We start from the raw sequence: 11,999 nt of genomic DNA, 5'->3' as shown, positions 1-11,999 counted from the left end.
CCTAGGCCGCGAGGTCCCGCTCCTCGTGGTCCACGGGCGTGCGGGCCCCGGGCAGCAGGGTGTTGTCCGGGCCGCCGCCCGCCGCCGACCGCCGCCGCACGAGCCACCCCGCGCGCGGCGAGCGCTCCACGGCCCGCATCAGCGGGGTGAGCAGGGCCGTGGCCAGGGGGGACAGCAGCAGGACGACCGCCGTACCGAGGGCGAAGCCGCCGACGACGTCCGTCGGGTAGTGCACGCCCATGTAGACCCGGCAGAAGCCCTCCAGCAGGGCGAGGCCGATCCCGGCGAGGCCGAAGCGGCGGTGGGCGACGAAGAGCCCCACGCCGAGGGCCATCGTGATCGTCGCGTGGTCGCTGACGAAGGAGAAGTCGGTCTTCCCGGAGACGAGGACGTCCAGGCCCTGGTGGTCCACGAAGGGGCGGGGGCGCTCCACGAAGCCCCGTATCGGGACGTTCACCAGCACCGCGAGGCCGGCCGCGAGCGGCGCCCACACCAGCGCGGCCACCGAGGGCGCGGCCTCCTCGCCGCCCCGGCGCCGCACGGACCACCAGCACCACAGGATCAGCAGCACCATGGCGAGCAGCAGGCCGTACTCACCGACGAACTCCATGACCCGGTCGAACCAGTGCGGCGCGTCCTTGGCCAGGCCGTTGATGTCGTAGAGCAGCTCGACGTCGGGGTTCGATCCGGATTCGGCGAGTACAGCCATCGTGCTGCGGCCCCTTCGTCGTCTTCCCGGACGCACCTCGTGTGCGTCGCTCCTGCCCCCCGGTGGTTCGTAGATCCGCTTCCGCTGCACTGCCGCACTGACGTCCGCTCGGCTACGTCAACAGGAACGCACGCCCACCGTGAATACGTTCCACTCTCCACTGAATGATCACGCAGACGTTATCGAAGAGAGACTCATCGCCCCAGCTCAGGGGGTGGGTTCACGCTCGGTTCACACCGTCGTCGGGAGCGCTTTTGCGCCATCTTCGGTGACCCGGGTGGCACCGAAGTAGTCGGGGGTGTCGATCGGGTCGAACCGGATCACGGCACCCGTGCGCGGGGCGTCGATCATGTATCCGCCGCCGACGTAGATACCGACGTGCCGGATGGCCCGCGAGTCGGTGAGGTCGTCGGAGAAGAACACCAGGTCGCCCGGGAGCAGCTGGTCGCGCGAGGGGTGCGGACCGGCGTTGTACTGGTCGTTTGCCACGCGCGGCAGGGTGATCCCGACCGTCTCGTACGCGGCCTTGGTCAGCCCGGAGCAGTCGAAGCGCCCGCCCTGGTCGGCCGTGCCGTTGCCGCCCCACAGGTACGGCGTGCCCAGCTTGCTCTGCGCGAAGCCGATGGCGCCGGCGGCCTGCCGGGTGGGGTCGATCCGGGTGACCGGTGCGGCGAAGCTCTTCTCCAGGCTGCGGATCCGCTGGACGTAGTTCCGCGTCTCGCTGATGGCCGGAACCCCACCCGCCCGGATGACGCGGTAGGCGCCCGCGTTGTAGGCGGCGAGCATGTTGTCGGACACGTTGCCCGGCACGTCCTTCACGTACTTCGCCAGCTCGCAGTCGTAGGAAGCCGCCGACGGGATCGCGTCGTTCGGGTCCCAGATGTCCCGCCTGCCGTCCCCGTTGCCGTCGATCCCGTGGGTCGCCCACGTGCTCGGGATGAACTGGGCGATCCCCCGGGCGTCGGCCGGGCTGACGACGGCCGGGTTCCAGCCGCTCTCCTGGTAGAGCTGCGCGGCGAGCAGCGCGGGACTGAGCGCCGGGCACAGGTTGCCCCACTTCTGCACCAGCGTCTTGTAGGCGGCCGGAACGGCTCCCTTGGCCAGCCCCCGGCTCCCCGCGGTCACGCCGCCCACCAGGTTCCCGGCCACGAGATACACCCCGACGACGAGCAGCATGACGAAGCCCATGCCGAGCCCGACGGCCGCCCCACCGATCACCCATACCTTCCGCACGGTTCAACTTTCCCCCATGCGGACGCCGTTCAAGGCCATTTGTGCGCGAAGTGGCGTCATTTCACGGGCGCACGACGCCGACTGACTCCCCCTCAGCCCGCTCAGCGGTCGGCCGTGGCGTCCCGGTACAGTTCCGCCGCCTGCGCCCCCAGGACCACGCTGTACGACGTGTCGGCCGTCGAGCCGCCCTGTTCGTGGCCGCCGAGCACGCCGACGACCTGGCCGTCACCGTTGACCCAGGGGCTGCCGCTCGTGCCGCCGGTGAAGTCCGGGCAGTCGATGCGCTGTTGGGTACGGCTGTGCGGGACCGGCCTGTTGGTGCAGCTGATGGGCACCTCGCGGGAGTCGGGGTAGCCGGTGACGGTGACGGCGGTGGCACCGGTGGCCACCCCGGTCGCGAACCGGTTGGCGCCGACCACGTCCTCCAGCCGCTCGCCGTGCCGCCCGGCGACGGAGGCGAAGGCGACGTCGCTGTCCTCGTCCTGCCCCTTGGCCCACCCGTCCGGCAGGAAACGCCGCGTCACCTTCCACACCCCGTACGGCGCCCGACCGTCCCGGTAGCCCGGCACGAACACCAGGTCGCCGTCGACGCCGGCCACACAGTGCGCCGCGGTGGCGATCAGATCACCCCGCGGGCTGTGCACCACGGAGGCCGTGCAGAAGTGGCCGCCGGCGAGCCTGCCCGCCCGGTCGGCGCCGAACAGCGCGCCCACCCGTGCGCTGCTCCGGGTCGCGGCGGTCTCGGCGGTGACCCCGAGGGGCCCCCGCCCGTCGTCCGCGGCGGCCACGGAGGCAGACGTCAGCGCGAGCAGCACCACAGCGCCGAGCAACGTGGGCCGCGAGGTGACCGACATGCGTGAGGTGCGTGAGGTGCGCTTCATCAGGCCCCACTCTGTCCGAGGAAGGTGAGAATCCCGTTCCGACTTCACTGAGATTTTCCTGTGAAACCTCTGCTTCCCCGCCGGCCGTGGTCAGAACATCGCTCACCGTACCGGCGTCGTGAGCGGCCACTCCACGCCCGTCAGCTCTTCCGAGAGCGTCCACAGCCGCCGGGCCGCGACCGGGTCGCTCGCCGCCGCGCTGCGGCCGACCAGGGCCGGGGCGCCGCGCATCTCGGCGGGGCCGTCGGGGCCGACGTAGGACGCGCCGGGCAGGTCCTGGGTGGCCGCGTAGAGGGTGGGCAGGGCGCCGGCCCTGTCGTCCTGCGCGAGGAAGCGGTTGCCGACCCGCATGACCACACGGGCGAACGGGCTGGCGGTGCGGCTCTGGAGGTTGGTCGCCGCCCAGCCGGGATGCGCCGCCAGGGCCCGTACGGCCGACCCGGCCTCCGCCAGGCGCCGCTGGAGCTCCAGGGTGAACAGGAGGTTGGCCAGCTTGGACTGGGCGTAGGCGCGGGTGGGGCGGTAGTTCCCGCGCAGGTGCACGTTCTCGAAGCGGATCCTCCGGTCGCCCATGCGGTGCGCGCCGGACGCCACGGTCACCACCCGGTCGGTGATCCGGGGCAGCAGCAGGTTGGTCAGCGCGAAGTGCCCCAGGTGGTTGGTGCCGAACTGCAGCTCGAGGCACGGACGCCTTCACCGGCTGAGCACCCACCACGACGGGCGGGCCACGGCACCAGCCGTGGCCCGCTTTCCCGTCCCCCCGTGAGAACATCGACGGGACGCGTCACCCGACCTGTTCCACTCCGACCTCGTTGCCCGGCGTGACCTGCCGTGATACACAGAGTGACCGAACGGGCTATTCGTACGAAACCCGCCAGTCAATGACGCCAAGTCGACATACGTTGGCGACGTTGTCGGCGACAATGAGGCCTGTCCTCTGCACACCGCAGGGGCACTCACGGAACTACCCACCAGGGGCGGTGACTTACATGCTCTTTGCGGCCGACAAGGGAGACATCAACACCATCATCGGCGGGATCGCTCCGGACTGGGGCCCCTTCGGCAGCCTGGGCAACGAGGCCAAGGTGATGATCGAGGTGGTCATGGCCGTGGCCATCCTCCTCTGCCTCGGCATCGCTGTGTGGGGTGCGGCGAAGCAGCGCATCGGCGCCACCGCCCTCCGGGACACCTTCAGCGCCGAACAGGGCAAGGGCCTCATCATCGCCGGCCTCACCGGGGTGTTCATCATCGGATCCCTCGGCACACTGTTCACGATCGTGTACGGCATGGCGGTCTAGCACCCGTCTCCTCCACCCCACCCACCCGTCGTGCCCACCGGCTGAGGTTGCGTCTCCCTGATGTCGAGTCACCACACCGCGCCCCCGCGGGAACCAGCACGGCTACCGTCGTATGTCCACGAGGGTGAGGGAGGGCACACGGCATGAGTCCCGGAGACGAACAGGGCTACGACTACCCCGAGACGGGCCACACCCGCACCCGCCTCCCCGACCCCGACCCCTACGGCGGCGCCCCCCGCCGCCCCCACCGCTCCTCCTCCCGCAGCCTGGTCACGGTGGTAGGCGTAGTAGTCCTCCTCATCGCCGCGATCGCCTTCGCGAACAGGGGAGGGGACAAGGGGGGTGACGAGGCGTCGGGGAAGGGCACCAGGCCCCAGGCGTCCGCCACCGCCCCCTCGGGCACCCGCCCGGTCGAAACAAGAACAGGCACCATCCCTTCGGGCTTCGCCCACACAACCCAGGGGGCGGAGAGCGCGGCGGCGAACTACGCGGTGGCGTTGGGGTCGGCCGACATGTTCAACAAGGCTGGTCGCGACACCATCCTGCGGACCGTCATGACGCCCTCCAGGGTGACGAGTTCCGAGGCAGCCTTCGACAAGGCGTACACCCCCGCCTTCAGCAAGAGCCTCGGTCTGAACGACGACGGCACCGCTCCGAAGGGCTACACGTTCGTCTCACGCACGAGCCCCATCGGCACAAAGGTCACCGAGGCCTCCGACAACACGGCCACGGTCCAGGTCTGGTGCAGCGGCCTGCTGGGCCTCGCGGGCGAGAATTCCACGAATCCGGTCACCAACAGCTGGTTCACCATCACGATGAAACTCGAGTGGGTCGCCGGCGACTGGAAGATCATCACCCATTCCCAGAAGGAAGGCCCTGCGCCTGTTCCCGGCGACGACAGGGCTTCCAGTGCCGACGAGATGTCCAAGGCTGTCGATGAGTACGGAGGGTTCACCTATGCCCGCTAACCGCCGCGTACTCACGCTGGCCGGCGCAGTCACCGCGGTACAGACGGCGGCCGTCCTGGCAGCCACGCGTGCCTTCGCCGCCCCCACACCGACGCCGACGCCTACTGCTACGAAGAGCACCGACACCTGCGAGCTGATCCACGGCGCTGCCCGCGAATTCTGCGAAAAAGACAACGGCTCCTCCGGCGGATCCTCCGGAGGCGTCCCCAGCAACCCCCTCACCGACACGCTCGACCCCCTCGCCTCCCTGGCCAAGGGATGCGCCGACGCCGCCGCCTGGACCATCGCGAAGCTCAGTGACGCCGTGAAGGAGACCGCCAACGTCGACTTCACCAATCAGGCGTTCCTGAAGCAGTACGCCGTCGTCTTCGCCGCCTCCACGATCCTCACGCTCCTCCTCTGGCTGCTGGCCGTGGCCAAGCGAGCCGTGAGGGGCGTACCGCTCACCACCGCCATCTCGGAAGCCGTCGGCTTCCTCTGGCTCACCGTGCTGGCCTCCGCCTTCACCCCCCTCATCCTGTACACCGTCGTCTCGGCGACGGACGGCGTCACGGACGTCCTCGCGAAGGCCACCGGCGACCAGGCCGACACCTTCTTCGGCACCTTCTCCGGCGCCCTGAAGAAGGGCAACGACATCGGCGGCGGCCCCATCATGCTGATCGTCGTGTCCCTGGTCAGCATCCTCGCCGCCGGCGTCCTCTGGCTGGAGCTCGTCATCCGCGCCGCCCTGCTCTACGTCGGCGCTCTCCTCGGCACCGTCGTCTACGCGGGCCTGGTCGACAAGAACCTGTGGGGCCACGTCCGCCGCTGGGCCGGCATCATGATCGCCGTCATCCTGGTCAAACCGGTCATCGTGATCGTCCTCGGCCTCGCCGGCGCCCTCTCCGGCGACAGCGGTCCGGACGCCTTCTCCGCCGTCGTCTCCGGCCTCGCCATCATCCTGCTGGCCATCTTCGCCAGCGCGATGATCTACCGTTTCGTCCCCGGCTTCGGCGACGAGCTCGCCGGCTCCCGCAGCAACCGCATCATGCAGGGCGCCGAGAGCAAGGCCGCCGCCGTCATCAGCTCCCCGGCCACCCTCGTCGCCCAGGGCATCAAGACCCACAGCACCCGCGCCGACACCTCCGGCGGGCAGTCCGCCGCCACGCCCCGCCCGGCCAACCCGGCCACCGGAGGCGTCGCCGCGCACAGCAGCCGTACCCCCGCCGGCGGCGGAGCCGTCCCCTCCGCCACGCCCGCGCCCCGCGCGTCCAGCCCGGTCAACACTCCGCACGCCGGCAACACCCGCAACAACCGCTCGGGAGGTGAAGGGCGTTGACGACCGAGTCCCACCTGTCCCATCCGGTCACGCCCCGCCGTACGTATCTCATCGGCCGCGCCCGGCCGAACGCGATCGTCGGCCGGAACCGCGAGTCCGGCGAGATCGCCCTGATCATCGCCGGCGCGTTCCTCGGCATGATGTGCGGCCTCCTCGTCCCGGTCCTGTCCCTGCGCATCGTGCTGCTCACCGGCTTCCCGCTGCTCGCGCTGGCCGCGGTCTACGTGCCGTACAAGCGGCGCACCTTCTACAAGTGGTTCGAGATCAACCGCAGCTACAAGCGCACCGTCAAGCGGGGCGCCGTCTACCGCTCCGCCGCCATGGAGGCCGGGACCCGGATCGACGGCCGCGAGATCGAGATCGGCCCGCCCCCGGGCATCGGCCGCATCACCTGGCTCGCCGCACCCTTCGGGCCGGACGAGATCGCCGTACTGCTGCACGCCGACCGCAAGACCGTCACCGCCGCCATCGAGATCGAGGGCCCGGGCGTCGGCCTGCGCGACTCGGAGGACCAGGAGGCCCTGGTCGACCGCTTCGGCACGCTGCTCAAGCACGTCGCCAACGGGGACGGCTTCGTCACCCGCCTGCAGATGCTGGCGCGGACCCTGCCCGCCGACCCGGACGCGCACGCCAAGGACGTGGCCCAGCGCGGTGACCCCCGCGCTCCCGGCTGGCTCCAGCAGTCCTATGACCAGCTCCAGTCCATGGTGTCCACCAGCAGCGAGCAGCACCGCGCCTACCTCGTGGCCTGTATGCACTACACGCGCGAACTGGCCGCCGAGGCGCACGCCATGGCGCGCGCCGTCCGCGCCCGTGGCGGCAAGGTCGACCGGGACGCCGGACTCGCCGTCGTCATGGCCCGCGAGCTGACCGACATCTGCTCGCGGCTCCAGGAGGCCGACATCCGGGTGCGGCAGCCGCTCGGTCAGGGGCGGCTGGCCTCCCTCATCCACTCCATGTACGACCCCGACCACCCCATCGACCACATCCAGGCGATGACCCGGCGCAACGCCTGGCCGGCCGAGCTGGACGCCACGGAGCCCACCTACCTCCAGGCGAAGACCCGGGAGTCCTCCACCCGCGCGCCCTGGTGCCACGCCACCGCGTGGGTGAAGGAGTGGCCGATGACCCCCGTCGGCGTGAACTTCCTCGCGCCGCTCCTCGTCCACACCCCGGACGTCATCCGCACGGTCGCCGTCACCATGGACCTCGAACCCACCGAGGTCGCCATCGAGCGGATGCTCACCGAGAAGACCAACGACGAGGCCGAGGCGTCCCGCGCCGCCAAGATGAACCGGACCGTCGACCCGCGCGACGTCGCCGCGCACAACCGTCTCGACCAGCGCGGCGAGGACCTCGCCAGCGGCGCCGCCGGCGTCAACCTGGTCGGCTACATCACCGTCTCCTCCCGTTCCCCGGAGGCCCTCGCCCGCGACAAGCGGACGATAAGGGCGTCCGCCGGCAAGTCGTACCTCAAGCTGGAGTGGTGCGACCGAGAGCACCACCGCGCCTTCGTGAACACACTTCCGTTCGCCACCGGCATCCGAAGGTAGGGGCTGATTCGCCGATGCGGGATCCGCTGTCCGTCCTCACCGAGGCGTTCACCTCCTTCCTCTTCGGGAAGGTCGAGACGACCCGGCTGCCGGTGCGCACCTCCACGGGCCAGGCCCAGGCCGTCTACCTGCCGACGGCCGCGCCCGGCCTCGGCGACTCCGGCGTCATCATCGGCCGCGAGGTGTACTCCGGGAAGGGCTACATCTACGACCCCTTCCAGCTGTACGGCCAGCAGCTGCCGGCGCCTCACTGGCTCGTCCTCGGCGAGTCCGGGAACGGCAAGTCGGCCCTGGAGAAGACCTACGTCCTGCGCCAGCTCCGCTTCAAGGACCGCCAGGTCGTCGTCCTGGACGCCCAGGGCGAGGACGGGGTCGGCGAGTGGAACCTCATCGCCCAGGAGCTGGGGATAACGCCGATCCGGCTGGACCCGACGGCCGCCCTGAACCACGGCATCCGCCTGAACCCGCTGGACCCGTCGATCACCACCACCGGTCAGCTGGCACTGCTCCGCACGATCATCGAAGTGGCGATGGGCCACGGCCTGGACGAGCGCTCCGGCTTCGCCCTGAAGGTCGCCCACTCGTACGTCAACGAGACCATCGTGGACCGCCAGCCGGTCCTGTCCGACATCGTGGAGCAGCTACGGCACCCCGAGCCGGAGTCGGCGGAGGCGATGAACGTCGCCATAGACGACGTACGGGCGTGGGGCCTCGATGTCGCCCTGGTCCTGGACCGGTTGGTCGACGGTGACCTCCGGGGCATGTTCGACGGCCCGACGACGGTCGGCATCGACCTGGACGCCCCGCTGATCGTCTTCGACCTCTCCCACATCGACCGCAACTCCATCGCCATGCCCATCCTGATGGCGATCGTCGGCGTGTGGCTGGAGCACACCTGGATCCGCCCCGACCGGAAGAAGCGCATCTTCCTGGTCGAGGAGGCCTGGCACATCATCAACAGCCCGTTCGTGGCCCAGTTGTTCCAGCGGCTGCTGAAGTTCGGCCGCCGGCTCGGCCTGTCCTTCGTGGCGGTGGTCCACCATCTGTCCGACGTCGTCGACGGAGCGGCGGCGAAGGAGGCGGCGGCCATCCTGAAGATGGCGTCGACCAGGACGATCTACGCCCAGAAGGCCGACGAGGCGAGGGCCACGGGCCGGGTCCTCGGCCTCCCCCGCTGGGCGGTCGAGATCATCCCCACGCTCACGCCCGGCATCGCGGTCTGGGACGTCAACGGCAACGTCCAGGTGGTCAAGCACCTGGTCACGGAGACGGAACGGCCACTGGTCTTCACCGACCGCGCGATGACCGAGTCCTCCAGCGACCTCGCGGCCGACGACGCCCTGCGCGCGGCCGAACTGGAGGCCGAGCAACGGGCCGCGGCCTTCGTGGAGCAGCACGTGGGCGACTCCGAGTCGACGGTGGCGTAAGGGGACGTAAGGGGAGCGCAGGGTGAGACCGGACGACCGCCGCGAGGACCGCAGGGACAGCCGCCGGGAGGGCCAGGGCGGCATTCCCGACGGCCTGCTGATCGGCATTCTGGCCTTCCTCCTCGGCATGACCGTGCTGGTGTGGACGGCCACGGGCCTGGCGTCCTGGTTCGCCCAGGGTGCCTGGCCCACCGGTGTCACGTTCACCCGCACGCCCCTGGCCATGCGCCACCTCATCGGCCGGCCCCACGACATCACCGGCGCCTGGCCGGACACCCCACCGTCCCAACTCTCCGGCTGGGGCCTGTTCTGGGGCCTCTTCATAGGCCAACTGATGATCCTCTTCGTCCTCACGATGTTCGTGCTGGGGACGGTGGCACGGTGGAGAGCGGGCAGAGCCAGGAGGGCTGCCGCCGTGGGCGGGGCCGGGGGCACGACCGGGGCCGCACCGGCGGCTGCCGGGACACCCGGGGCCGCTGGGACACCTGGGCTGACGGGTCCGGGGCCGGTGAGTTCCGAGGCAACCGGCCCCGGGCCTGGGGCCGCCGGACCGGGCAGCGCCGGACCGGCGACCGGCGGCACCGCGCTCGACGGCCATGCGGGCGGCGGGCCGGCGGCTGGTGGGCCCGTGTCCGGGGGTGCCGCGCCCGGGGTCACCCCTCATGAGGTGCCGGCACCTCGCAGGGAGGCCGAACCACTGGGACGGGACGCCTTTCCGGCCGACGGTGAACGGGTGGACGGGTCGGAAAGACTCCTCTTCGCGCCCAGGGAACGCCGCCACACCACCGCGGCCCACGCCATCCAGACCGCCCCCGGCCCCACCCTGATCGTCACCTCCAACCCCACCCTCTGGTCGGACACGAAGGACGCGAAGGCGAAACTGGGCCCCACGCTCCTCTACGACCCCACCCACCTCTGCGACACCCCGGCCCGCCTCCACTGGTCCCCCACCGCCGGCTGCGAGGACAGGCAAACGGCCCTGCACAGGGCGACAGCCCTGCTGGCCCCCGTACGCCCCACCGCCAAGGTCGACCAGGCGGTGGCGGACACGGCGACCACCCTTCTCCGCAGTTACCTGCACGCCGCCGCTCTGGAGAACCGCACCATCCGCCACGTACACCGCTGGTGCCAGGGCATCCAGGTCCAAGAGGCCGTGCGCACGCTCCGCACCCACCCCAAGGCCGCTCCGGGCGCCGCCGGCGAGCTGGAGGCGGCCCTCACCGCCCACCCCGAACGCCGCGACATCGCCCAGGAACTGACGGGCAGGGCCCTCGCGGCGCTCTCCACGGTCAACGTCCGCGAGGCCTGCACTCCCCACCGAAATGATGCGCTCGCCTTGGATTCCTTCATCCAGGAAGGGGGCACGCTTTATGTGGTCGGTGAATCCATCGAGGACCCGAGGAGCGATCCGGGCGCGATGCCGCTCCTGACGGCCCTCGTCTCCAGCGTGGTCGAGCGCGGCCGGCGCATGGCCGAACGGTCATCCTCCGGTCGGCTCGACCCACCACTCACCCTGGTTCTGGACGACGTCGCGGCGGTGGCCCCGTTCCCGGAGCTGCCGGCCCTGCTGGCCGCCGGAGCCGCCCAGGGCCTGCCGACGCTCGCCCTGCTCCGCTCCCGCGAACAGGCCCGCTCCCGCTGGCCCCAGCAGGAACTGCCGGCCTAGACGGGCCGCTCCAGCACGAACTCCAGCTCCGTCTCCGCCTCGTCCTTCGAGAAGGACACCACCAGGCCACTCGGCACGAAGCCGATCTTCCGGTACGCCGCCTGCGCCCGCGCGTTGTCCTCGTGGACGAACAGCCGTACCCGCTCGGCCGCCTGCTCCCACGCCCAGGCGACACCGGCGTCGAACAGCGCCTCGATCAGCCCGTTCCCCCGGTGCTCGGGCCGCACGAACACCCCGGCCGCGTGCCCCTGCCGCCGCTCGACCGGAAACCCGCCCCAGTCCTTGGTCCCGGCCTCTTCGATGAGTACGGTGACCGAGCCGGCCCACGTCCCGTCGGGTGCCTCGGCGATGTACTGCTGGGCCGTCGTGGAGCCCTCCCCGGAGGTGACGGCCCGCTCCTGCCAGAAGGAGTCGGGCTTGGCCGCGGCGTCCTCGTAGTCCTCCAGAAAGGCGAGGTGCGCGACAGGGTCCCGCAAAGCGTCCAGCCGCAGCGCTTTCACCCGCTCCCAGTCATCGGGCCGTATGGCGCGGACAACGTAATCGTTCCTGGCGAGAAGGCTCATGGGATCACCCTAAACGCAGAAAACCCCCGCACCGAAGTGCGGGGGCTTTCTCAAAAATTGTTCGGCGGCGTCCTACTCTCCCACAGGGTCCCCCCTGCAGTACCATCGGCGCTGTGAGGCTTAGCTTCCGGGTTCGGAATGTAACCGGGCGTTTCCCTCACGCTATGACCACCGAAACCCTAATGGTTTCGAGCGAACAAGCACACTCTTCACTTGTGTTCATGGTTCAGCTCTGAGCCGGCAACCGTTCGTTGCCTCAGAACATACACAGTGGACGCGAGCATCGATGGACAAGCCCTCGGCCTATTAGTACCAGTCAACTCCACCCGTTACCGAGCTTCCATATCTGGCCTATCAACCCAGTCGTCTACTGGGAGCCTTAC

10 protein-coding genes, 2 rRNA genes and 1 pseudogene are annotated in these 11,999 nt (G+C 70.3%); 6 read left to right on the top strand and 7 right to left on the bottom strand.

Going from position 1 to position 11,999, the window contains the following annotated elements:
• Nucleotide 1: 1 nt before the first annotated feature.
• From ABZV94_RS06365 to ABZV94_RS06350, 4 genes and pseudogenes are all read right to left on the bottom strand, one after another.
• Nucleotides 2-709 (bottom strand): phosphatase PAP2 family protein, encoded by a 708-nt coding sequence (locus tag ABZV94_RS06365; protein ID WP_356337799.1) that lies wholly within the window; start codon nucleotides 707-709, stop codon nucleotides 2-4.
• Between the two features lie 231 nt (nucleotides 710-940).
• Nucleotides 941-1,942 (bottom strand): bifunctional lytic transglycosylase/C40 family peptidase, encoded by a 1,002-nt coding sequence (locus tag ABZV94_RS06360; RefSeq protein ID WP_356337798.1) that lies wholly within the window; start codon nucleotides 1,940-1,942, stop codon nucleotides 941-943.
• A gap of 101 nt (nucleotides 1,943-2,043) precedes the next feature.
• A complete protein-coding gene (locus ABZV94_RS06355) occupies nucleotides 2,044-2,823 on the bottom strand; it encodes a trypsin-like peptidase domain-containing protein (protein ID WP_356337796.1) in 780 nt (259 codons plus the stop codon).
• Between the two features lie 102 nt (nucleotides 2,824-2,925).
• Nucleotides 2,926-3,501: pseudogene (locus tag ABZV94_RS06350) on the bottom strand (oxidoreductase); the annotation flags it as partial.
• A 311-nt stretch (nucleotides 3,502-3,812) separates the two neighbouring features.
• Here ABZV94_RS06350 and ABZV94_RS06345 point away from each other — a divergent pair.
• From ABZV94_RS06345 to ABZV94_RS06320, 6 genes are all read left to right on the top strand, one after another.
• Complete coding sequence (locus ABZV94_RS06345; protein WP_014673544.1) at nucleotides 3,813-4,121, top strand: hypothetical protein; 309 nt, start codon at nucleotides 3,813-3,815, stop codon at nucleotides 4,119-4,121.
• A gap of 143 nt (nucleotides 4,122-4,264) precedes the next feature.
• On the top strand, nucleotides 4,265-5,089 hold the full coding sequence (locus tag ABZV94_RS06340; protein ID WP_356337795.1) for a hypothetical protein: 825 nt from the start codon (nucleotides 4,265-4,267) through the stop codon (nucleotides 5,087-5,089).
• Nucleotides 5,079-6,407, top strand: coding sequence for a hypothetical protein (locus tag ABZV94_RS06335; RefSeq protein ID WP_356337793.1), 1,329 nt, complete (start codon nucleotides 5,079-5,081; stop codon nucleotides 6,405-6,407). The genes ABZV94_RS06340 and ABZV94_RS06335 overlap by 11 nt, the downstream gene beginning before the upstream one ends.
• Nucleotides 6,404-7,960, top strand: a complete 1,557-nt coding sequence (locus tag ABZV94_RS06330) for an SCO6880 family protein (RefSeq protein WP_356337790.1) — start codon at nucleotides 6,404-6,406, stop codon at nucleotides 7,958-7,960. The genes ABZV94_RS06335 and ABZV94_RS06330 overlap by 4 nt, the downstream gene beginning before the upstream one ends.
• 14 nt (nucleotides 7,961-7,974) lie before the next feature.
• Nucleotides 7,975-9,387, top strand: coding sequence for an ATP-binding protein (locus tag ABZV94_RS06325; protein WP_356337788.1), 1,413 nt, complete (start codon nucleotides 7,975-7,977; stop codon nucleotides 9,385-9,387).
• Between the two features lie 22 nt (nucleotides 9,388-9,409).
• Nucleotides 9,410-11,053 carry a type VI secretion protein gene (locus ABZV94_RS06320; protein ID WP_356337785.1) on the top strand — a complete coding sequence of 548 codons (1,644 nt, stop codon included), beginning with the start codon at nucleotides 9,410-9,412 and terminating at the stop codon, nucleotides 11,051-11,053.
• Here ABZV94_RS06320 and ABZV94_RS06315 read toward each other — a convergent pair.
• The 3 genes from ABZV94_RS06315 to ABZV94_RS06305 form a co-directional block, all read right to left on the bottom strand.
• Nucleotides 11,050-11,616 (bottom strand): GNAT family N-acetyltransferase, encoded by a 567-nt coding sequence (locus ABZV94_RS06315; protein ID WP_356337783.1) that lies wholly within the window; start codon nucleotides 11,614-11,616, stop codon nucleotides 11,050-11,052. The genes ABZV94_RS06320 and ABZV94_RS06315 overlap by 4 nt on opposite strands.
• Before the next feature lie 59 nt (nucleotides 11,617-11,675).
• Nucleotides 11,676-11,792 (bottom strand): 5S ribosomal RNA (rrf, locus tag ABZV94_RS06310).
• A 110-nt stretch (nucleotides 11,793-11,902) separates the two neighbouring features.
• A 23S ribosomal RNA gene (locus tag ABZV94_RS06305) occupies nucleotides 11,903-11,999 on the bottom strand; the annotation flags it as partial.

Source organism: Streptomyces sp. NPDC004658 (genome assembly GCF_040609555.1).
GTDB lineage: Bacteria > Actinomycetota > Actinomycetes > Streptomycetales > Streptomycetaceae > Streptomyces.
This window is presented reverse-complemented; position numbering and strand designations above follow the sequence as displayed.